Below are 23,666 nucleotides of genomic sequence, written 5' to 3' on the forward strand. Positions count from 1 at the left end.
GCGGTCCATGCAAAGCAGTACTACGCCAAAAACCTCACCCGGCCAGGAGTACTGGCCGGGTGAGGTTACAGACATGCTGGAAAGCTAGAACTCCAGGCGTGCGGCAAATTGAATAGTTCGCGGTGCGGTTACGGTCTTATTCCACTTACCGAAGTCGGTGGCTCCAGCGCTGGTATTGAATGCATACCCGACGCCGCCGAAGTTGCCGCCCTGGTTGACGAAGTAGTGATTGTTGAAGGCGTTAAAGAAGTTGGCGCGGAACTGGAAGTTCACCTTCTCGGTAATCCGCGTGTTTTTCGTGAGCGACATATCCAGGTTCTGGTAAGCGGGACCATAGATCGTGGTAACGACTGCGCCGGTACCCGTATAGCCGAACTTGGGATTCTGATTGGCTTGGCTGAAGATCGACTCGAAAGCATCGGGGTTGATGTATTGGCCGCCACTCTTAAGCGGATTAAAGCCATTGCGGCCATGCAGAAGGACATGCGCTCCTGGAAGAATTCCGGGAATGCAACCCTCGCGGAATTGCGGAACTACGTTGCAGTTGGATGCGCCGAAGGCGAAGGGAATGCCGTAGTTGTAGCTCCAGATCGGGCTGACCTGCCATCCGCCAACGAAGGTGTTGGTAAATCCCCCACTGTTGAGATACCTCTTGTTGAGCCCAAAGGGAAGATCGTAGACCACCGCGATGGTGGTATTGAACGGCACATTATCTGCAGCGATGGCACGCTGGCGTTTGAGGTTGAAGGGTGAGATGACGCCCGTACCAGCCGAGCCGACTGTATTTGTAGCCTGCACGGTGTCCGATCCATTGGTGTAAAGGCGCGAGTAGGTGAAGGAGCCCAGCACATACAGACCATTCCGCATGTGCCGTTCTACTCGTCCCTGCAGGGACTGGTAGATGGAGTTGCCGTGCCCCTCATTCAGCCCTGTGAGCCTGGAGCAATACTGCGGGAAGGGCAATAACGCCTGGGCTACGGTGGCTCCGCAACTGCTGACCTGCTGAACCCAACCGGGATATGGGATCGGCACGCCATCCACCATGGTGTCGTTCGGGCCGAACTTATCCGTCAATTTCGAGGAAAGTCCGTCCGCCGAAGTAAATGCCTGGATGTTCGAGCTAAAGGGATTCAACACGTTGATCGGGTTGTTTTGCGATGGCAGGTGAGTGCCCTTCGTCCCCACATACGAGACGCCGACAAAGAAATTCTGCGGCAGTTCCCGCTCAACCGTGAAGTTCCACTGCGACGAGTACGGGCGCTTATTTCCGTCAGCGGGACGATAGAGCGGCGATTGGCCGTTATCGAAGCTGCTGGAAATATTCGATGTAGTCGCCGGAGTTGGGAAGCCTCCAGAGAGATACATGGCAGGGGTATTCGTTTTGCCCTGACCATTGCTTACCTCGCTGATGGTGTCACTGAGATTAAAGCCATCGAGGCTCATGCCACCGCCCCATCCGGGGTAGAACGCCTGGCCGAAGTAGATGCCATAGCCCGCGCGAAGCACCGTCTTGCTGTCCACCGAGTAGGCGACACCGACACGAGGCGCCCAGTCGTAGTGTTGCTCTTCCGGGTAGCGTTTGCCATAGCTGGCAGTGCCATACTTCTTCCCGGCAAAGGCAAGTCTTCCCTTCAGCGGGCCATTTGGTCCAATCGCGCCATCGTTCGGACCATTGGGATCGAAGAAGGAGAGGTGATCGCTCTTTTCGTAGGAGGGACTGATGGTATCCCAGCGCACTCCATAACTTAGAGTGAGCTTGGGGTTGAGGCGCCAGCTATCGCCGACATGGAAGGCCCAACCAATCTGACGCGGATAGCGATTGGGGACATTGAGGAACTGGACGTTTGCACTGCTAACGGCGCCGAGGTAGAAACTGGCAATAGAATTCCCTGAATTGACGCCGGAGATGCCGGTTGTATCCGGACTGAACGAGAAGCTTCCGCCCTGACCGCCTGCACTATGGATATTGCCACCCGCATTGCGCCACTCGATACCCGCCTTGAGCGTGTGCGTGCCGATGACGCGCGAGAGGACATCATTGATGGCATAGGTTGGACGCGTGGTGATCTGGCTAGGCCCGTTCGTGCTTCCAAGCTGGTTAAATCCGCTGAAGGTGAATGTCGGCAGATACTTCGTATTTGCGACACCGCTGACCGAGGGCAGATTCGCGCCCTGATTCAGCGAATAGTAACCTTCGTTGCGGTTGAGATAGCCGATCGTGAAATGGTTCGTCATGACCGGGGAGAACATGTGCTCCCAGTTTCCGCGCTCAATAGGCGAGTTTTCCGGACTGGCGGGAACCGCATCCGAGATGGCCTTGGGCAGATTAGTCGCCAGATTCGGTGCAGAGTACTGCCGCCAGAAGGTGTAGTAGAAGTGATCGCTGCTGCCGAGGCTGAAGTCAATGCGGAACATGTACACATTGTCCGTACTGACAAGCGAACCCTGGCCGGCGTGGGGAACGAGATAGTTGTTGGTCTCGTTGTTGTTGGTGGGCGTTGGTAATTGCGCCATCCAAGCCTTGGCAATGGGATCCTCGAGCGCGGGATCAATCATGTTGTTGGGAAACGGCAATCCTGTCTTGGGGTTGTAGATAGGGATCACCTTGCCCTGGGCGTCGGTGAAGTTGCTGAAGTCGCCGTTGCGCGCCTTGAGAGAAGGAATGGACAGCGTCGGTGGATTGGAGGAACCATGAACCTTGATAGCCTCCCAGTTGAAGTAGAAGTAGCTCTTCATTCTGGAATTCTGACCATGAAGATGCGGAAGCAGGATGGGGCCGCCAAGGTTGGCGCCGTAGTTGTTTTCCTTATCCGCGCTGGCCTTTTGCTTGTAAGGTGTACCGAACGGAGTGGCATTGAGGGCATCGTTACGGAGAAATTCGAACGCCGCGCCGTGAAATTGTTCGCCGCCTCCCTTGCTGACAACAATCAGTTGGCCAGAGGTCGTAGAGCCATACTGCGGATCATAGTTCGCCGAGAGCACTTTGACTTCGCTGACCATATCCGGCGACATCTGGAAGTCGCCTTGCAGGCTGACCATGCCGCTCTGGTTCATATAGCCTTCGGTCATCGTCGCGCCATCTAGCAGCGCTTCGTCGCCGGTTACGATGCCGCCGTTGACACGGGAGTTGAAGGCGTTGCCGCTTCCACCGGTGCTTACACCGGGCATCATAGTGGCAAGGCTGATGGAGGAACGAGGCGCGCCGGCAACTGTCAGCGGCATGTCGTTCAGGGTCTCGGGAGAGATACCTCCCTCAATGGTAGGGTTGTCGTAGTTGATAAGCGAAGTATCACCCGTGACCGTGACGGTCTGGGACTCGGCTCCTACCGTAAGATGGACATCGACGCGGGCCGACTGGTTGATGGAGAGCACAAGTCCTTGCTGAACACTGGACTCGAATCCCTTTGCCGAAACGCTGAGGTTATAGGTTCCGGGAGTGAGGTTCGGGAAGGTGTATTGACCTGCGCCATCGGATACATAGTTCGAGGTGAACCCGGTAGCTGCATTGGTAAGAGACAATTTGGCATCCGGGATAGCTGCGTTGGATGGATCCGTCACGGTACCGCTTAGCGAGGCATTCGTACTCTGGCCGTAACTCTGGCTTGCCGTCAACAGGCACATCCCAAGAAATAACAGCAACAGACAGCTCATGACTTTACTGTTTGTCATAGCTTTTCCTCTTATTTTCGTGTTCGGCTTCGTTGATCCTCCAACTCCACGAATGGAGTTGGCCTCACTGCCTTCCAGTCATTGATTTCAAGATGATCCCTCGCTAAACGGAGGGTAGAGGTAGAGGGACGCACCTGGAAAATGTTTCCTGGATTTGGAACTTTCTCCTTCGACTTGTGAGATCTGAACAGAAACTAAACGGCCGAATTAACCCTGAGTAAATCGTTTACAGAATCTAGCTCCCGTTTTGAACAACGCGCAATAGCAAACTTTTGATGGAGCCCAAATTCGTACCAGAGTTCTACGTCTAGCCACCTGGAAATCCATCCCGGCCGGATGCGTCGACCTGTAACCTATTTAGTTATTAGCGCGTTATACCTTGAAACGCCGACTGCGCGACTCGTAGGCCACTTGAAGCTTCGCATCGTGGAGGAGTTGGCCTCGCTGTGGGATACTCGAAGCGAAAGCGAAACCGGGCGTCCGCGCGATCCGAGGCCCGATGGGAGTGGTTGGCGATTGCCGCTGCGGCGCGTTCTGGCCGCATACCCGGTTTTTGGGAGAGCTGATGACAGGTGTGACCAGACGACAATTGCTCAGGGCGCTTGCCGCCAGCACTCCTGCCTTTGCATTCCGTCGGGCCTTTCCCTTCCCTTTCGCTGTCCCCTCCGCAGCCACTCCGGCTGCAGATGCGGCTTCCTCGCACTCGCTTTTTGAAGCGATGCCTGCCGCCACCACGGGCATTACCTGGACGCACTCCAATGGCCGCTCGCCGGGCTACTACCTGCCGGAGACAACCGGAGGCGGGTGCGCTTTTCTGGACTACGACAACGATGGATGGATGGACATCTACGTAGTCAACAGCGGGGCATGCGACTTTTTTACTCCAAAGACGCCGCTGCGCAATGCGCTCTATCGTAACAATCACGATGGCACATTCACCGACGTCACGGAGAAGGCGGGCGTGGCAGGTGGCGGCTATGGGATGGGCGTGGCGGTCGGCGACTACAACAATGATGGATTCCCTGACCTGTTCGTGACCGGATACAACCGCTGCATTTTATATCGTAACAATGGCGATGGCACATTCACTGACGTCACGGAGAAGGCGGGAATTGTGACGCCGGGATGGGGCTCGAGCGCCGTCTGGTTTGATTACGACAACGATGGCCGCCTGGACCTGTTCGTCTGCCGGTTTGTGCAGTTCAGCAAGGAGGCCAATAAATTTTGCGGGAACGAGAGAACGGGGGATCGCTACTACTGCATTCCGAGCGTGTATCCTCCGGCGCGCAGCTGGCTGTTCCACAACAACGGCGATGGCACGTTCACCGATGTTTCCGAGAAGTCGGGAATCGCATCCTCGCTCGGCAAAGCCTGGGGAGTTGTAGCGACCGACGTCAACAACGACGGCTGGATGGACCTGTTTGTTGCGAATGACACCGTCCCGAACTTTCTCTTTGTGAATCACCAGGGCAAGTTCAAAGAGCAGGGCCTGGAGGCAGGAATTGCGTACAGCGCCGATGGGCGCACGCGTTCAGGGATGGGCGTCGATTCCGCCGATCTTGACCAGGACGGCTGGCAGGATCTCGCATTAACCAACGTGGACCAGGAGATGTACTCGATCTATCACAACGATCACGAAGGCGGCTTTGAAGATCTGTCGCCCGCGATGGGCGTGGCGAGCGCAACACGCACGATGAGCGGCTGGGGAATCCGCTTTTTCGACTACGACAATGACGGGAATCTCGATCTCTTCGTCGCGAACGGGCATCCCGACGATCAGATCGAGGCTCACTCCGCGAGCGTGACGTATCGCGAACCTCTGCTACTCTTCCACAATAACGGCAAAAAGCTGGTAAACGTGAGCGCGGTGGCTGGGCCGATCTTTCACGTACCCTTCTCCGCGCGAGGGCTGGCGCTTGGAGACTTTGACAATGATGGCGCAGTGGATGTCCTGATTGCCATCAACAACGGAGTTCCTCTGTTGCTGCGCAACCAGGCGGCGCAGGGCAACCACTGGCTGGGGCTGAAGCTGGTAGGTAAGAAGTGCAATCGCGATGCGGTAGGAGCTTCGGTGACGTGGAAGGCAGGCACTCTGCAGCGTTCGCGGCTGAAGACCGGCGGAGGCAGCTACCTCGCAAGTCACGATCCGCGTATGGTCCTCGGTCTGGGGACAAATACCAAAATCGATGAACTGGCAATTCGCTGGCCGCAGCCAAGCGGACGAGTGGAAACTTTCACGAATCTCCCGATCGACCGCTACATCAGCATCGTGGAAGGTGAAGGCATCCGCCCTTGAGAGGGATGCGGGAAAGGCGGCGGCGTTTGACCGACGCCACCTTTCGCGAAAATAAATCCCTCGCTGACATCTGATAGGGGTACACAGGTCAGGAATGTTTGAGGAACTTGCCCTGCTCGAGTTCGAGAAAGGCCTCGCGAAGCTCCTGCTGCGTATTCATGACGATGGGCCCATACCAGGCGACGGGCTCCTGCAGCGGCTTGCCCGATACCAGTAGAAAGCGGATGCCTTCATCTTCTGCCTGTACCGTCACCTCGTCGCCGCTATCAAAGAGAACCAGGGAGCGGTTGTCGGCGTGGGCGGGCGGCGCAGTGTCGGACCACTGGATGCCCTCGCTAGGAACGGCGAGGGGACCGGACGCATTGCAGAACTTGCCCGAGCCTCCGAAGACATAGGCGAAGGCCTGGCTGGTTACCTCCACGGGCAGCGTCTTTCTGCGCCCAGGCGCTACGGAGACATCGATGTAGGTTGGGTTGGTCGCAATTCCTTCGACGGGGCCAACCTTGCCCCAGAAGTTTCCGCACACGACGCGGACATGGGTGCCGTCATCGTCGGTGATCTCGGGAATATCGGCGGATTTCACATCCTGATACCGGGGTGCGGTCATCTTTTGCGATGCCGGAAGATTGGCCCAGAGTTGGAACCCATGCATGCTTCCCGACGGATCCCCCTTCGGCATCTCCTGATGAATGATGCCGCTGCCGGCGGTCATCCACTGGATATCTCCAGCACCGATAACGCCGCTGTTTCCCATGCTGTCGCCATGCTCCACGGTGCCGGCCAGCACGTAGGTGATGGTCTCAATGCCGCGGTGTGGATGCCAGGGGAAGCCCGCCAGATAATCCTCTGGAACCTCGTTGCGGAAATCATCCAGCAGGAGGAATGGATCGAACTCGGCAGTGCTTCCGAAGCCGAATGCGCGACGCAGGTGCACGCCAGCGCCCTCAAGAGTGGGCTTGGCTTTGCTAAGGCGCTTTACATGGCGAATAGGCATAATGGACCCTCCAGTAGGGGAGTTTAGCGCGTTATTTGTTCCCACTGCCAACAGGAGATTCCTTGCTGGCAGGGAGCTTATGTCAAAGCGTTAGCTGTCCCCATAGACCGGAATCGCCGCGCCGTGAACCACCTTGGCATCGTCGCTCAGCAGGAAGAGGATCACGCGAGCGATCTCCTCCGGCTTCGGCCAGGTTGAGTAATCGGCCTTGGGTATCGCGATGCGGTTAGCTTTCGTGTCGATGATGCTGGGCAGAATCGAATTGACGCGGACGCCGGTTCCCTTCACGTCGGCGGCCAGGCAATCCATCATGGCCAGGGCAGCAGCCTTGGACGCAGCGTAGGCGGAGGCACCGGCGGCGTGGTCCAGCGCGGCCTTGGCAACAACATTGACGATGGCTCCGCGCTTTTGCCGCAGCATGGGCGGAATCGCGGCTCGTGACAAGGAATAGCCCGCGCGCAGGTTGAGCGACAGCATCTGGTCGAAGACGCGTGTGTTGAGCTCCCACAACGGGACCCCGCCAGCGTAGGCGCCAACGGTATTAACCATGGCATCGAAGCGCCCTTGAGCGGCGAGGATGCTCTCGATAAGCTTGGCTGCGGCAGCCTCGTCCGTAACATCGACCTGGTGAGCCACAAGCGAGGAGGTGAGCGCACCAGCCGAGGTCTGCAGATCTACGAGTTCCTCCGGGTGTCGGTACGTGACGACGACGGTCGCCTCCTCCTTAAGGAGAGCAAGGCTCACGGAATGTCCCAATCCGCCGGTACCACCGGCTACCAGGACCACCCTTCCAGAAAATCTACCGTTCATTGATGCCCCCCTTGTAATCATTTCTCGATCAAGTCTTCCACATTGCCCTCGGGCACGGAAGAGGGAAAGAAATCTGGCTGCGGGCTGCGCCTTTGTGACCGTTCCTATAAACTCTTCACGACATGATTTTGCCAAAATTGCGGCTACCAAAAGCTTATTGTAGGATCGCGGAACAATCACGAAGGAGCAAGGTTCGATGAAGATGCCGGGAAATACCAGACGGATGAGATGGAAGGAATTCGCCGCCATCGCGGCTTGTGCCATGAGTCTGACGATGATGGCGCAGGATGCTGCCAAGGTGAAGCATGGACCGTGGATGAACGCCAGCCTGTCCGCCGATGAGCGGGCGGAGATGGTGTTGAAGGAAGCGACGCTCGAGGAGAAGATCGCGTTGCTGCATGGCAATGGGATGCCGCACACGGACTGGCAGATGCCGCTGACAAACCTGGCGAATGGTGGCGCAGGATACGTCGAAGGAATACCCCGGCTGGGGATTCCGCCCCTTTATATATCTGATGCAGCCTATGGAGTTCGCAACAGCGGCGACAACGGCAGGTACTCAACGGCGCTGCCGTCGAACCTTGGAGCGGCTTCAGGCTGGGATCCTGAGGCGGCGCAGGAATATGGTGCACTGATTGGAAGGGAGCTGCGCGCGCAAGGCTACAACATGACGCTGGGTGGCGGCGTAAACCTGACTCGCGAACCGCGCAATGGGCGAACCTTTGAGTACATGGGCGAGGACCCCGTACTGGCAGGAACGCTGGTTGGAAACCTGATGAAAGGCGAGCAGGCTCAGCATGTAGTTGGCGACATCAAGCACTATGCGCTGAACGACCAGGAGACTGGCCGCACTGTTGTGAATGCAATCATCTCGAAGCGAGCGATGCAGGAGAGCGATCTGCTGGCATTCCACATTGCGCTGCAGATCTCCGATGCCGGAGCGGTGATGTGCTCCTACAACCGCGTGAATGGCGACCACGCCTGCGAAAACTCCTACCTGCTGAGCGAGGTTCTAAAACGCGAGTGGAACTTCAAGGGATTTGTGCTCTCCGATTGGGGCGGGACGCACAGCACCGTGAAGGCCTCAGCGGCTGGCCTCGACCAGGAACAGCCGATGGCGGAGTTTTTTGGCCCGGCACTGAAAGCTGCAGTCGATGCGGGCAAGGTTCCGATGTCAGAGATCGACGATCATGCGCGGCGTGTGCTGCGCGCGGAGTTTGCTTCCGGGGTAGTCGATCACCCGGCGAAGACAACAGTCGTGGATGCCGACGGGGGCCTGGAAATCGCACAGCGCCTGGAGGAACAGAGCATCGTATTGCTGCGTAACGAGAAAGAAATTCTGCCGCTGGACGCGAAGCGGCTGCACACGGTGGCGGTGATTGGAGCGCATGCGGATGTAGGCATGATCTCTGGCGGCGGTTCGGCGCAGGTAGACGCACCAGGGGACAATGCGATCGGCGGCGCCCGCGCGTGGCAGCAGCACATCTGGTTCCCTACCTCGCCGTTGAAGGCGCTGCGAGCCAGGCTGCCGAATGCGAAGGTTGAGTTCAACTCCGGGGAAAACGCCGCAGAGGCGGCTGCATTGGCGAAGAGCTCCGATGTCGCGATTGTCTTCGCACATCAATGGGAGTCCGAGGGCATGGATCTGCCGAGTCTCTCGCTGCCCGATCATCAGGATGCGCTGATTGAGCAGGTGGCAGTAGCCAACCCGCACACCATTGTGGTGCTGGAGACGGGGAGCCCGGTGACGATGCCGTGGGTAAACAAAGTAGAGGGCATTGTGGAGGCATGGTATGCGGGAAGCCGCGGCCATGTGGCGGTCGCGAACGTGCTGCTGGGCGACGTGAATCCTACGGCGAAGCTGGCGGTGACCTTCCCGAAGAGCGAAGCCGATCTGCCACGTCCGACGATTGCTCCGCTCCCGGCAAACGAACAAGGTCAGGGTGCCGCGGCGGTGAACGCAGGACACGAGGAGTCGAGCTACTCGGTGCATTATGACGAAGGGCTGAAGGTCGGCTACAAGTGGTATGACGCGGAGAAGAAGCCGGTTCTCTTCCCCTTTGGCTATGGACTGTCCTACACAACCTATCACTACACGGACATGAAGGTGAGCGCGGATGGAAAGACCGTGAGCTTCACCATAAAAAACACTGGAAAACGCGCGGGAGCCGAAATCGCAGAGGTCTACGCGATGCTGCCCGCATCTGCGCAGGAGCCACCGAAGAGGCTGGTGGGATGGGCCAAGGTAAAGCTGAATGCCGGCGAAAGCCGCAGCGTCACCGTCGACATCCATCCCAGGTATCTGCAGGTCTTCGACGAAACAAAGAATGGCTGGCAAACGGTGCCTGGGAGCTACACCTTTGCCGTCGGGGGCTCTTCTCAGGATCTGCCTCTCGAACAGAAGGTGATGCTGCAGTAACTTTCTATTGCAGCATCAGAGACTGCAGCTACGCGGCTCTTCCCAGCGGGGTCGCGTACTGCACAGCCTCTCGCAAACGGATCGCCGACGGAATGCGGCGCGCAATCTGAGGAGATGGACGCAACATGCCAAGAGGCGGACCTTTATCTGGTGGGATCGGTCTGGCGGCGATGCGCTGCACGCTCCGAGGACTTGCTTTCTGGGGACTCGCACTGTGCCTTCTGCTTTCTCTTCCGGCACGCGCACAGCAGGCTTCTATAGCATGGCAGGGAGTGGTACGGAACGCGAGCGGCGCACCGGTAAGCGGCGTTGTCGTCCGGCTGAAAGACCACGGCATCGCGCAGGAGGCGACGACAGGGGTGGATGGGCACTTCCGTCTGACCGGCCTGGCCGCCGGGCGCTATAAGTTGACCGTTGAATTTGCCCATCACAAGGTTGAGAGTCCAGAGACGGTGACGGTTGCTGCGAATGGGCCGCCCATGGTGGTGACCCTCTCCGGGCAGAACAGCATCTCCCTCGCCACGCTGGTGGAGCAACGCACGGCTACCGGCGGCGAGGAACTGTCGAGCCAGGCGGTGACGGAACTTCCGCTCAACAAGCGCGACTTCAGCCAGCTCCTGCTGCTGGCCGCTGGAACGATGACCGATGCGAATGGAGCCACCAACTTTACGCAGCAGTTCGCCATCAACGGACAACGCGGAGTGGAAGCAGTCTTCGCGATGGACGGAGCCGACATCAGCGACCCGGAGATGGGTGGATCGACCTTCTCCAACTTCAATGTGGATGCAGTCCAGGAGATCCAGTCGAGTTCGGGGTGGATGCCGGCGCAGGTGGGCCGGGGCGCAGCCGGATTCACCAATATCATCACGCGATCCGGTTCCAGCGGATTTCACGGATCGGTATTTGAGTTTGTGCGGAACTCGGCGTTCGACGCGCGCAACTATTTCGATCATGCTTCGGCGGCGCATCCGGAGCGGATTCCGCCTTTCCGGCGCAATGAGTTTGGCTTTACCAACGGCGGGCCGGTGCGGATACCCGGCATGTATGACGGCAGAGGAAAAACTTTCTATTTCGGCCAGTACCAGGGCTTTCGGCAGGTGTTGGGAACGACGCAGGTCTTCCCCGTACCTACGGCAGAAGAGCGCAGCGGGCTGGACACAACAGCTTATCCGGGCGATGTGCTGACCGTACCTGTGGATGCGGGGATCGCAAAGGTTCTGGCGCGGTATCCTTTGCCCAACCTTGCAACAGGACCGTATGGAGCCCACACCTACGCCACTTCGTCAAAGGTTACGACGAATGCGGACCAATTCTCCATCCGCCTGGACCACAACTTCTCGCCGAAGAACCACTTTCTCGTGCGCTTCAACTACAACAACCTCACAGGGCCGACGACGAATCCCGACCAAACCGCAATCGACCCTTCCTTTGGAGTGCAATACCAGGACCGTCAACGAAATCTGGTGGCCACCTTTACGCGTACCGCGTCGCCACGCTTCACGATGGAGTCGTCGTTGAGCATCACGCGAAGCACGCCTTCCTTTCCGACTCCCAACCTGACCGACGCTGGAGTGAAGTTCAACGACGGATCCTTTGAGGCTTTCAATTCGGCAGCGGGATCCGTGATGACGGCGTTCGGCAACCTGTTCCAGGCGCAGGGGAATCTTTCGTTCACAACAGAGCGGCACAAATGGAAGTTCGGCGGCGAAGTTCGCGTGAACCGGGACACGACATACTTCGGCACCAGCCCCAATGGCGAGTACGATTTTGGCGGCGGCACAGCCTATGCGCGGACGGATATTTCGTCGCGGAGCGGGACGCATGATATCCACGCCGGAGATCCGCTGCCGGATACGCTGACGGGCCTGCTTTCGGGGAGCGCGTTCCTCTACACCGTGGCCGTGGCGCCGAGCTATTTCTCCAACGGTCCACACATTGGCCCGGCAGCCATCAATCGAAATGGCTGGGCAATCTATCTGCAGGATGCATGGAAGATGTCGAGCCACTTCCTGCTGGACTATGGTGTCCGATGGGAGATTTATACCCCAATCACGGAGCGCGCGAAGCGAACTGGCGGATTTCTGAATACCGCAGGCGGGCAGGAATATGTGGTCAACCCGCAACCGGGGTACAAGACAAATCTGGATGGTTGGGGCCCTCGCGTGCAGTTGACGTGGAGTCCCTCCGAGCGGCTGCAATTTCACGGCGGAGGCGGCATCACCGTAATTCCTCCGAATATCTGGCAGGACAACTTTCTTACCGGCTCCACGCCGTTTGTCATCTATCCCCGTCTGACGGCCGCAAAAGGCGCGCTGGTTCCCTATGGATTTCAGATTCTTCCCTCGCAGTTGCCGCGGGCTTATACGCCGTCGGGGCAGGACATTTTTGCCAACGGCGGCAGCAAGGGCGTAAGGCCAAACACGCCGATGGATATTGACCGTTACGAGAAAGACGTTGCGGCTCTCTCCCCCAGCCATGCGGTGAGCCCTTTGTTCCTGAGCGGAATCGACCGGGAATTTGGCAATGGAACCCTGTATACCTGGACGGCAGGTCTGGAGCGGCACTTCGGCGACCTGACGGCGGATGTGAACTATGTGGGGACCGCCGGCGTGAAGCTGCCGCGGTGGAGCTTTCCCAATGCGTATCCAGGCGCGGATCCTGCATTCGCTCCCTATACGCAGTTTGACGCCTCCGGAGCGGTGACTGGCGGCTTTGGCGTGGAGAATCTGATTACGGCTACGGCACACTCCACGTACCACGCGCTGCAGACCTCGCTCTCCGGAAGCGTAGGTCACGGTGGACCCAATCTTTCCGCCAGCTATACGTGGAGCAAATCGCTGGACGACACGAGTTCCGTCTCTGGCAGTTCCGGAGCAACGGGCGCCGTGGCTCAGGGCTTTCCGCAGGATCCTTACGACACGCATCCCGAGAAGGGGCCATCGGCCTTCGATGTGGGGCACGCCTTTACGCTGAGCGCAGCCCAGGACCTGCAGTTGCAGGACCTCGGTTTTCTGAGCGGCATCAGCCGCAAGCTTACGGGCGGATGGCAGATGCTGAGCATCTCCACCATCACCAGCGGATCCCCCTTTACGGTTTACTCCGGCGTGCAGCAAACCGGGGCTGGCTCCAACGGTACGGACCGGCCAGATCAGATCGCGAAACCGCATCTTTCCACCGCGAGAAAGACGCGCGAAGACTACTTTGGCAAGGGTGCGGATAACGCTTCGTTCTTCTTCATCCCGATCCACGTGCCGGGAGGAACGGGCCCCAACCAGGGACGTTTCGGCACGCTGGGCCGCAACACATTCCGCGGACCTGCCTTCTATAACTTTGATTTCGCGTTTATCAAGAACACGCCTTTCGGCAAGCGCAGGAATGGGGTCGAGCTGGCCAATCTGCAATTCCGCGCGGAGCTGTTCAACCTCTTCAACATTGTGACCATGGGTTTGCCGGCGAACACGCTACGGGGCGCCGGTTTCGGAGAGATCAGCAAGACCGCGGGGAATTCCCGGCAGATTCAATTTTCGCTGAAGCTAATCTATTAGAGATCCCCAGTCGTAAAGGATGCGGCCGGGCGTTCGCGTATATCTTGCATCGCACCCGCCCGCATGAGTACCATCGCACAGGGTTTTCTCTAGTTTGGTTTTCTGTTTCCTCGTTTTCTGTTTTTTGGGTCAGCATTTCACCCCAACCAGTCCGCGGCCACGTCAGGAAGTGTTATGCCGGAACCCGTGAGTACGCTTGCCTCTGGAGAAATTGTCGGGAGCTGCTACAAGATCCTGGGAATGGCTGGAGCCGGGGGCATGGGCGTGGTCTACCGGGCGCGCGATCTGAGGCTGGAACGCACCGTGGCGCTGAAGTTCCTGCCACCGGAGCTGAACGCAAGCGAAACCGAGAAGCAGCGATTTCTTCGCGAAGCGCGCACCGCTTCCTCGCTGGATCATGCCAACATCGGAGTCATCCACGGCATCGAGGAGACACCGGACGGGCGCACCTTTATCGTCATGGCTTTTTATGAGGGCTCCTCACTGGCACAGGAGCTGCGCAACGGACCTCTTCCCTACCGCAAAGCCGTCGAGATTGCCATTGAGATCGCACGTGGCCTGGAAGAAGCTCATTCGCGCCACATCGTTCACCGGGACATCAAGCCGTCCAATGTAATGCTCACCAGCAGTGGCTCCGTCAGAATCGTGGACTTCGGGCTTGCTCACGTCATGAGCGCGCAGACGGCTTCGCAGACGGGGATTACAGGCACGGTGAGTTATATGTCCCCCGAGCAATCCCTGGGCAAGCTGGTGGATCCACGCACGGATATCTGGGCGCTGGGTGTGGTTCTGGCGGAGATGGTTACGGGCCGGAATCCGTTTGAGCGCGGTACCATCCCGGCTACGCTGATGGCGATTCTGAATGAGGGCCCCAGCTCGATCGATACTCTTCCGATGGCCCTGCAACACGTGATCTACAACGCACTGGCGAAAGAGCCGGGGAGCCGGTATCAGAGCTGCTCCGATCTGCTGGCCGATCTGAAAGCACTGCTGCCGGAGTTGCAGGAGGAACCGGTCCCTTCTCAGCCAGGATCGCGCCGCGTGAAAGCGACACCGGCGGTTCGTCGCGCTATTGAGGAGGCTGCGCGGCCCTCATGGGCAGCCGTCCCCCGGAGGCGTCGCGGATGGATGCCATGGGCGATTGCGGCGATTGCTGTTGTGCTGGTCGCGGCCACAACTCTTCTACTGGTCCCTTCTCTGCGGGAGCGAATCCACGACGCCCTGTTTGGCAGCAGCCAGAAGCACATCGCCGTGCTTCCCTTCGACAACATCGGAAACAATCCGGAGAACGCCGCGCTGGTTGAGGGGCTGATGGACTCACTCGCCGCGAAGCTGTCCAACCTGGAGCTAGGCAATCAATCGCTCTGGGTGGTGCCAACCAGCGAGGTTCGTCGCCGTCGGATCACCGATCCGGCTGACGCGCTGAAGGACCTGGGCGCGAACCTGGTGGTAAAGGGTTCGGTCGAGAGGGATGGCAAGGCGGTGCGCCTGAATATCAATCTCATCGACACCAGCCACCTGCGGCAGATTGGCTCTGCCGAGATTGAAGATCAGGCAGGCGACCTTTCGACGCTGGAGAACGAAGCCGTTTCCCGTCTGGCGCGACTGATGAATATCACCGTCTCCGCTGAGATGTTGCGCAACACAGGCGGATCCGTAAATCCCGCTGCGTATGAGTACTACCTGACCGCGCTGGGCTACATGCAGCGCTACGACAAACCGGGCAATCTTGACCTGGCGATCACCGATCTGCAGAACTCGGTGAAGACGGACCCGCGCTTTGCCCTCGGCTATGCGCAACTGGGCGAAGCCTATCGCCTGAAGTATCGGGTAGACACCAACGCGAAGTGGCTGACCGAGGCAGAAGCCAATTGCCAGAAGGCCGCGGAGCTCGACAACCGCATGGCCGCGGTCTACGTGACACTCGGGAAGATCCATGACACAACCGGCAAGCGCGATCTTGCACTGCAGGAGTTTCAGCATGCCCTGGACATTGATCCCCGAAACTCGTCCGCACTGAGCGGTCTCGCAGCAGCCTATGAACGATCTGGCCGCATCGCGGATGCCGACGCCGCCTACCAGAAAGCAGCCGCGCTCCGTCCGGATGACTGGGACGGGCACAACAACCTGGGCAACTTTTATGAGCGGCAGAACAAGTTTCCCCAGGCCATCGCGCAGTATCAACGTGCGCTGCAGCTCACACCGGACAATGCGCAGGTTCTTATCAATCTGGGAGGAGCCTATCTCGAATCCGGCGATGCGACGTCCTACCCGGCAGCAGAACAAGCGTTGAAGAAGTCGATCGAACTGGCTCCAAGCTATCCCGCATACACCAATCTAGGAAACCTCTATACGGTGCAACAGAGGTATGCGGAGTCGGCAGCGGCGACGGAAAAGGCCCTGCAACTGAACGACAACGATTACCTGGTTTGGAACAATCTGCTGGGAGACTACCGATGGCTAAAGGACAGCGCAAAGGCGGAAGCGGTAAGGAAACGAATGCTTCCGATGGTCGAGCAGGCAGTCCGGCTCAAGCCTCAGGATGCCGCGGCACAATCGGAATTTGCGGTTCTGCATGCGATGAACAAAGAGAAAGATCGCGCTCTTGAGGAAGTTCAGACCTCCGTGGCGCTCGCGCCCGACGATCCGCAGATTCTATCGAATATCGCGGATGTCTATGAATTACTTGGTGACCGCGGCCATGCAATGGAGTATCTTGAGAAGGCTTTGCAGAAGGGCCTCACTCTGGATCAAGCCAGGACCGATCCGGATCTGCAGGCACTGCTACAGGACCCGAAATTCCACCCCGGCAAATAGTAGGCCTACCCCCAGGGAACCAATACAAGTCAGAGGAGGTACTACGATGCAACCACCCAATCCTGTGTCGATTCCACCGGATGTCGACATCACGATGCTATCCACCGACTATCTCCAATTCACCTTCACCGAAGCGGGAGTCTTTTGTAGCGTCGATGCAGACGATTTCACCCCCAGTCTTCCCGATGGACAGACTTTTGCCGCAGGCGATACCTGGCCTGACCCCATCACCTATCCGAATGGTGCGCAACCGACGGCCGACAAGGACTCCAAGTACAAGTACAAGACCGATGGAGGCGCGTGCGGCCCCGATCCGACCGCTACTACCAGCAAGACAATCCAGGTGGGCAGTTCCGTGCCGCAGCCTACTAAGTAGAACGGGCCATTGGAACCCAGAAGACTTCAGGGCTACTCCTCGATTCCCCTGGTGGAAGGCCGCCACCGGGGGAATTGCATTGCCAGCTGAAAAACACGCAATTGCTGTGCTCATCGCACAATCTGCTGAACTTGCAAAGGCTCTTTCAACCCGCCGATAATACCCAGGATGGCCGCGACTCCATTTCACATTCTCACCAAGCCGATCGGCCCCATCTGCAATCTGGATTGCTCGTATTGCTTTTATCTGGAGAAGGAGACGCTCTACCCAGGAACGTCTCAATGGTCGATGAGCCCGGAGGTTCTCGACCGCTATATTCAGCAATACATCCAGCAACAAGATACCTCCACCATCAACTTTGCGTGGCAGGGCGGCGAACCCACGCTGCTGGGAATTGACTACTTCCGCCAGGTATTTGCGCTGCAGCAAAAATATGCAGAAGGAAAGCAGATCACCAACGCCTTTCAAACCAATGGTGTGTTGCTCAATGACGCATGGGGTGAGTTATTCGCGAAGAATCGCGTACTGGTCGGCATCTCCATCGATGGACCACGAAGGTTGCATGATCGCTATCGCGTCGACAAAGGCGGGCAGCCAACCTTTGATCGCGTCTTTCGCGGCATCCATTTCTTGAAGAAACATGCGGTGGAATTTAATACCCTCACCACCGTTCACGCCGGCAATGTCGGTCATCCTCTTGAGGTCTACGATTTTCTGCGGAGATCGGGCAGCGGCTTTATCCAGTTCATCCCCATCGCCGAGCGAGCAGCGGTGTCTCCGGTCAGCGAACTGAAGCTCGTATCGCCGCGGAATTCGTCACCGGCAGACGTCACGCCCTGGTCGGTGGATCCCGCAGCCTATGGCGAGTTCTTGTGCGCGATCTTCGATGAGTGGATTCTGAATGACGTTGGACAGATCTTCGTTCAGCTATTCGACGTCTCGCTGGAGATGTGGGTGGGCATGCAATCCAGCTTATGCGTCTTCCGCCCCACCTGCGGGTCCGCGCTGGCTATTGAGCACAATGGGGATGTTTACTCCTGCGATCACTTCGTCTATCCGGAAAATCGTCTCGGCAACATCATGGAGAAGAATCTGCGCGCCATGGTGGATTCTCCGCAGCAACAGCAGTTCGGGCAAGAGAAGGCAACAACCCTGCCCAACTACTGCCGGGAATGCGAGGTGCGCTTTGCCTGCAACGGCGAATGCCCCAAGCATCGCTTTGCGACCACCCCCGATGGAGAGCCCGGCCTGAACTATCTCTGCGCGGCGTATAAACGATTCTTCACGCATGTGGATCCGGCGATGAAGCTCATGGCGGACGAGTTAGCACACTCCAGGCCCGCAGCCAACGTTATGACCTATCTGCGCGCGCAGAGGGCACAAGCAACACGCTCTGCGCCGATCCCGCTGAATGCTCCCTGTCCTTGCGGCAGCGGTCAGAAATTCAAGCGTTGCTGCGGCTCTGGAAAGGCCGGCTCCCGGCCTCACCGTATCTCTTCGAAGATGTCATAACAATAGAAAATTGTGGCAACAGCATTCGCTGCTACCGTCTCACCTGCGGCGCGTGAGCCGCTAGAGTCTGCAGAATAGCCGCTTCCTGACGGGCCTCAGCATCCTTGCCCTGCCTGCGATAAATGCGCGCCAGCAGATAGTGCGGGTCAGGGTATGCAGGGTCCATCTGCGCGGCTTTCCTCAGCCAGCGAAGGCTTGCATCCGGATGTCCGTCCTGCTCCAGCGCCTTTCCCGCAAGAAAGAAATTGCGTGGGCTCCGGGAATTTCTGGAAGCCGCCTCCGAGGCGAGGTCAAAAGCCTGCTTATTCTTATTCACCTTCAGCAATAGCTCGGCGAAGTCCGCGTAGACCACATCGTAGTCAGGGTGATCTTTGTGCACCAGATCGATACCCTTTAGAAAATCCTGCGCGGCCTGCCCATTCTGTCCCAGCGCCTGGTAGCACAATCCCATGCCGTCATACGCTTTGTAGTAGGCTGAGTCGAACCGGATCGCTGCTTGAAATTCATCGATGGCTTGTTGCACCCGGCCATCCTGGTAATACAGTCTTCCCAGCCAATAGTGCGGGTCTGGCTGGTCTGGCGCCACGTGGATCGCCTGCTGGAACGACTTAGCCGCATCGGAATCATGATTGTTGAGGTATTGAACCTGTCCAAGCTGAATCAGCGCAGGCAGGTTAGAGGGAGCCTTGCCTAACAACTGATGCAGAGACTGCTCAGCCGCTTCAAACTGGTGAGAGAGCATCTGCGAGCGCGACAAGAGGAGCAACGGCGCGGTCTGGTCTTGACACACCGCCATGGCTCGCTGAGATGCCGCCATGGCAGAAGAGAAATCCTCTTTGACAAACTCCTGCTCACTCTCCCTGAGCAGCACTTCACATTCGGCAACTTGAGGATTGCCGATATTGAGTTCACCAATGCCGCTGGAGTTTTGTCCCGGCGTCTGCGGTGCATCGGGGAGCACCTGTCCGTGGCTGGGAAGTATAGCCAGAGAGAAAAAGGCAACCGCGATACATCGGGTCATTCCACGTTTCTTCTGTACTGAGATCATGCGCTGAGAGAAAGTACGTCCGTTGTACTTCGCTGAATCATAGTTTGGAGAGGATCTATGATCGGGTCAATCCCAGTTGAGGGATTGTCTGCATCGATCGAGAAAAAACGGGCGGCCCTACGAATCGAGGGCCGCCACGGGGATACAAGCGGGTTAGAAAGTGATGCGTCCAGAGAGTTGCACGATACGCGGAGCATACCTCGTACCGAGGATGCGTCCGAAATTCGAATCGTTAATATCGGTGACGGGGTCGCCGCGGCCAGCGCGATTGAACATGTTCATCGCATCGGCACGGAATCCGAAGTTCTTCCCTTCGCCAAAGCTGAACGCCTTCTGCAGAGAAGCATTCTCCGTAGCCGTACCGGGTCCCAGGATGGATCCAAGGGCCGAAGGAACGTTGCCCGTGGTGAGTGCGACGAGGTTGTTGCTGGTGTGCGGCACATGTGTAAATGCCGCAGGATTTAAATATTGCGGGCCGGTGGCATGCACAGTGTCAATTGTGCCGTGCTGATCCAGCTTAATATTTGCTCCGGTATAGTTCGGCCGGGTAGAAGCGAAGATACCGTTCGATACATAGCTATCCGTGATCTGCAATGTATCACCGGATTGATAGATGGCATTCGCACTCACCGTCCATCCTCCGGCAATCCAGTTTGCCGGACCATGCAGCGCAAACTGCCGCCCTGCACCGAAAGGCAAGTCATAGAAGGCCGTCAGCTTGAACTGCTGCGGGTAATGAATGCCCAGCGCCACGGCCTTCTCCAGCTTCAGATTCTGAACGTCCTGCACTGGAGTGCATGAGCCGCTGTTGCAGTTGCTGTTCGTGTTCGTCATGGTCTTGGACCACGTGTAAGCCGCCATGAGATTGAGGCCCGAAGTTACCTTTCGGGTGATGGTAGCTTGCAGCGAGTCATAGCGCGACCAGCCTAGATTCGCGTCGTACTGTGTGATTCCTCCACCCGCGTATTGCGGAAATGGAGCCAGCGCCTGCTGTACTGTACCGCTGAAACCTGCATAGGGCAGTGGCACCTCCGGATGCAGAGAGATATCGTCAAGCAGGCTATCTCCGTACTTGGACAAGTACGTGATGGGCAACTGATTCATCTGATCTGTTCCGTAGGCATAGATGCGCTTGCCGGTGTTTCCTACGTAATTGATTTCGGCGATGGTTTTGTTAGTGAGGTCATATTGGAGTCCCATGTTGTAGTTCTCAACATAGGTAACTCGCGATCCATCGGGACGGATATACGCAGTCGACTGCCCATTCGCCTGTGTGGGATCATAATTCGGCAACGTGCCGGCATACGACGGGTACGGGGCGCTAAGCCTGGCAACCGCCATATCTGTAAACTGCTGAGGATTCGTCGTCTGGTTGACCTGAATCCTGCCGCTGTACCCCAGGGCTGAAGGCGGACCATTGAGATCGAATGCGGGACCTGCCTCAGGCGATTGAGTATTGATGCCGAATCCGGCTCTCCACACCAGTCTCGGATTGATTGCGTACGTCACTCCGACACGAGGCAGCACCAGCCCCCAGTCCGTGCGCTCAAACCCCTTCTTTTTAAGTTGGCTCGCAAACTGCAAGGCTCCGAGTACGTTGCCTGCGGCGGGATTCGAAAGCAGCGGATTCATGGTGGTCATCTGGCCATTTGGCTCGGTGATTCCTCCCATGACCTCCCAGCGAACTCCGAGGTTAAGAGACAGCCGGGGAGAGACTTTCCAATCGTCCTGAATATAGGTACCAACCTCACGACGGTTGAACTCAAAATTTCCACGATAGACCTTGCGGCTTGTGCTGCTTACCTGGCCCAGCAGGAAGCTTGCAACTGCGTTTCCTGCAATCTTCGATGTGGACTGTCCATCATCAGTCTGAGTATTCGAAAATCCGAACGTAGCCTGCGAAGAAATGTTGATGTCATTCTCGCGATAGAAGCGCCACTCCGTTCCGATCTGCAACTGATGCGCACCATGGCTAATAAATACCTGGTCGATACCGATTACGTTTTGGCTGATGCCGCCACTGCCATTGGAACTGTCTCCCAACTTGTCGGTGCTATCGCCAAGAGCGGATTGACCGCCGCTGAAGGTAATCACCGGGAAGGCAGTCGCAGCTACATTTTGCAGGCCGAGAGTAGTGCCCCAATGCTGGCTGGAGAACGGCGTCGTGTATAGGTTGGTGAAGCGTTCGTAGCCAACCCCGAGGTGGTTCATGATGTTCGGCGAAAGAGTCCAGTAGTGGTTCGCGCGAATGATCTTCCCAGGATTGTTCTGGAAATGCCATGTATCCAGCGGGCTCGTTCCCGGAACTGCCCAGGCGCCATATCCGGTATTACTCCGGTTCCGGCCTATCGTCGTGAAGAAGAACGATGCTTTCTGGGTTGATGTCAACACCTGGTCCAGCTTGACGGCAAAGACGTTCTGATCGAACGTGGGCTGACCGGCTGAAAATGTGGGGATGTTATTCACCACCATGTTGTTGACATAGTTTGTCGGAAACTTGAGCTTCAAATAAGCCGCGGCTACGGGATCGAATTTGCTCGGCGAGATAATGTTGTTGGCAAACGGCTCCCGCACAAGTCCCCTGCTGAGAGCTACCATGCCGGTTACTGGATCGACCTGCCCGGCCTGCAGAATGCGCTGTGTGCTCGGGTCGTAAATCTGTCCATAGCGAACGGGACGTCCCAGGATATCGGTACCCGCGATTTGTCCTGATGCAGCCTTCTGTGTGTAAGCGGGATTCAGAAAGGCGGAGAAGTCCCCACCTAGCATTGCCTGTGTGGGCATCGAGGTGTTTTTGCCGGAGAGCGCGTAATTGGTGATCTTGGTCTTTTCATCGGAGACAAAGAAGAACGACTTGTTTCTTCCGTCATAGACCTTTGGAATGAAGATCGGGCCGCCGACAGTGCCGCCAAAATTATTCAGCCGCTGCTTGGACCGGCCGGCGCCGCGTTGATTGTTGTTGTAACTATTGGCATTCAGATCTTCGTTCTGAAAGAACTCGTAAAGAGTTCCATGCAATTGATTCGTACCCGACTTGATGCTGTAGTTCGAGACAGCGGTTCCGCCGCCATTGTATTGCGCGCCCATCGCGCCCGTCTGCATGTTGAAGTCGCCAATGGCATCTACACTCGGTGCGCCCTCCGCGGTGTCGAATGTGCCCATCGATACACCGTCGAGGTAAATCTCATTCGAGAAATATTGACCGCCGTTGATGGAGCCCACAAAGGTGTCGCCGCTGGTTCCCGGCAGGCTGTCGAAGATAAACTCCTGAAGCTGGCGCTCGCCGTCATGCGTCACGGCAAGGGGCCAGGTCTCCATCTCCTTCGAGGTTACGTAGTGGCTGATCTGGGCCGTGCTGGTTTCCAGCAGTTCCATATCGCCGGAAACACTTACGGTCTCGGTACCGCTTCCGACCTCAAGCTGCACATCGACTGTGAGCAGTTGCGCTACGTGGAGGGTGACATTTTCAATCGTCGCCGGGCGAAAGCCGTCATGCGAAGCGGAGATCTTATAAGTACCGGGAGGCAACGATGGAAAGCTATAGATACCAGCATCCGTCGTAACTGCCTTGGTGGGCACATTGGTCGTTATCTCGGTAGCCACAACCTGTGCACCCGCGACAACGGCCCCGGAAGAATCTTTCACAACTCCGTTTAACGCAGCAGAGGATCCCTGCTGAGCCAATAGGGATGTCGCCGTAAGCGTGAAGCAAAAAACGAGGAACAAGAACCGTCTGAACATCATTGCCTCCTGAAGAACCAAGATTGATTGCAGCCTGCCCCTGCTCTTGAGGGGACTTAACTACAACCAGAAATTGAAGTATTACGTTTTATTAACTATTTACCGTAAAACGCTTGCCTACCGCTGCAATCAATGGTGTTCGATATTAAAACTAACGAAGGGATAGTAGTCAATAGAAATAGATCGAAATTTATACCCCTTATAGAACCTCTTTATCGATTGTCCTTAAAGGAGCTAAAGGGAAACGTGTTTTTACAAGGAAGATACGCAGGCGATGGGACGTCCTGTCCGGCTCTTTTGGACGGCTCCGCACAGGGCTTTTCTTGCCCGGAATTTTGCCCTCTTGGCCTTTATTTTTTGTTTCTAATCAGCAGGATGCACGTCACCAGGCTTCAGCGGACACCCACGAAGCACTGTTCCTTGTGCGGGGGTGGGCGGC

At 57.3% G+C, this 23,666-nt stretch carries 11 protein-coding genes; 6 read left to right on the plus strand and 5 right to left on the minus strand.

The window, feature by feature from the left end; all coding sequences use genetic code 11:
- Positions 1-84 precede the first annotated feature (84 nt).
- Complete coding sequence (locus tag VM554_08520) at positions 85-3,669, minus strand: carboxypeptidase-like regulatory domain-containing protein (GenBank protein ID HVJ08417.1); 3,585 nt, start codon at positions 3,667-3,669, stop codon at positions 85-87.
- Positions 3,670-4,234: 565 nt separating this feature from the next.
- Here VM554_08520 and VM554_08525 point away from each other — a divergent pair.
- Positions 4,235-5,965 carry a CRTAC1 family protein gene (locus VM554_08525; GenBank protein ID HVJ08418.1) on the plus strand — a complete coding sequence of 577 codons (1,731 nt, stop codon included), beginning with the start codon at positions 4,235-4,237 and terminating at the stop codon, positions 5,963-5,965.
- 88 nt (positions 5,966-6,053) lie between these two features.
- On the opposite strand, the gene VM554_08530 is transcribed toward VM554_08525, so the two are convergent.
- Both VM554_08530 and VM554_08535 read right to left on the minus strand, forming a co-directional pair.
- Complete coding sequence (locus tag VM554_08530; protein HVJ08419.1) at positions 6,054-6,959, minus strand: pirin family protein; 906 nt, start codon at positions 6,957-6,959, stop codon at positions 6,054-6,056.
- A gap of 90 nt (positions 6,960-7,049) precedes the next feature.
- Positions 7,050-7,769: an SDR family NAD(P)-dependent oxidoreductase gene (locus VM554_08535; protein HVJ08420.1), complete on the minus strand. Its 720-nt coding sequence runs from the start codon at positions 7,767-7,769 to the stop codon at positions 7,050-7,052.
- A gap of 223 nt (positions 7,770-7,992) precedes the next feature.
- Between VM554_08535 and VM554_08540 the strand changes: the two genes are divergently transcribed.
- From VM554_08540 to VM554_08560, 5 genes are all read left to right on the plus strand, one after another.
- A complete protein-coding gene (locus VM554_08540; protein ID HVJ08421.1) occupies positions 7,993-10,188 on the plus strand; it encodes a glycoside hydrolase family 3 C-terminal domain-containing protein in 2,196 nt (731 codons plus the stop codon).
- Positions 10,189-10,313: 125 nt separating this feature from the next.
- A complete protein-coding gene (locus VM554_08545) occupies positions 10,314-13,733 on the plus strand; it encodes a TonB-dependent receptor (GenBank protein ID HVJ08422.1) in 3,420 nt (1,139 codons plus the stop codon).
- 174 nt (positions 13,734-13,907) lie between these two features.
- Entirely contained in the window at positions 13,908-16,550 is a 2,643-nt protein-coding gene (locus tag VM554_08550) for a protein kinase (GenBank protein HVJ08423.1), read from the plus strand.
- A 46-nt stretch (positions 16,551-16,596) separates the two neighbouring features.
- Positions 16,597-16,926, plus strand: a complete 330-nt coding sequence (locus VM554_08555; GenBank protein HVJ08424.1) for a hypothetical protein — start codon at positions 16,597-16,599, stop codon at positions 16,924-16,926.
- A 168-nt stretch (positions 16,927-17,094) separates the two neighbouring features.
- Positions 17,095-18,438, plus strand: a complete 1,344-nt coding sequence (locus VM554_08560; GenBank protein HVJ08425.1) for an anaerobic sulfatase maturase — start codon at positions 17,095-17,097, stop codon at positions 18,436-18,438.
- 31 nt (positions 18,439-18,469) lie between these two features.
- On the opposite strand, the gene VM554_08565 is transcribed toward VM554_08560, so the two are convergent.
- On the minus strand, positions 18,470-19,459 hold the full coding sequence (locus VM554_08565) for a tetratricopeptide repeat protein (protein ID HVJ08426.1): 990 nt from the start codon (positions 19,457-19,459) through the stop codon (positions 18,470-18,472).
- A gap of 180 nt (positions 19,460-19,639) precedes the next feature.
- Positions 19,640-23,131 (minus strand): TonB-dependent receptor, encoded by a 3,492-nt coding sequence (locus tag VM554_08570; GenBank protein HVJ08427.1) that lies wholly within the window; start codon positions 23,129-23,131, stop codon positions 19,640-19,642.
- Between the last annotated feature and the right edge of the window lie 535 nt (positions 23,132-23,666).

It is taken from the genome of Acidisarcina sp. (assembly GCA_035539175.1).
In the GTDB taxonomy this organism is placed as follows: domain Bacteria; phylum Acidobacteriota; class Terriglobia; order Terriglobales; family Acidobacteriaceae; genus JANXZS01.

Bases quoted from the DNA above. Each gene is read 5' to 3' on its own strand.
- VM554_08520 (HVJ08417.1), bottom strand. From the start codon at position 3,669: ATGACAAACAGTAAAGTCATGAGCTGTCTGTTGCTGTTATTTCTTGGG.
- VM554_08525 (HVJ08418.1), top strand. From the start codon at position 4,235: ATGACAGGTGTGACCAGACGACAATTGCTCAGGGCGCTTGCCGCCAGC.
- VM554_08530 (HVJ08419.1), bottom strand. From the start codon at position 6,959: ATGCCTATTCGCCATGTAAAGCGCCTTAGCAAAGCCAAGCCCACTCTT.
- VM554_08535 (HVJ08420.1), bottom strand. From the start codon at position 7,769: ATGAACGGTAGATTTTCTGGAAGGGTGGTCCTGGTAGCCGGTGGTACC.
- VM554_08540 (HVJ08421.1), top strand. From the start codon at position 7,993: ATGAGATGGAAGGAATTCGCCGCCATCGCGGCTTGTGCCATGAGTCTG.
- VM554_08545 (HVJ08422.1), top strand. From the start codon at position 10,314: ATGCCAAGAGGCGGACCTTTATCTGGTGGGATCGGTCTGGCGGCGATG.
- VM554_08550 (HVJ08423.1), top strand. From the start codon at position 13,908: ATGCCGGAACCCGTGAGTACGCTTGCCTCTGGAGAAATTGTCGGGAGC.
- VM554_08555 (HVJ08424.1), top strand. From the start codon at position 16,597: ATGCAACCACCCAATCCTGTGTCGATTCCACCGGATGTCGACATCACG.
- VM554_08560 (HVJ08425.1), top strand. From the start codon at position 17,095: ATGGCCGCGACTCCATTTCACATTCTCACCAAGCCGATCGGCCCCATC.
- VM554_08565 (HVJ08426.1), bottom strand. From the start codon at position 19,459: ATGACCCGATGTATCGCGGTTGCCTTTTTCTCTCTGGCTATACTTCCC.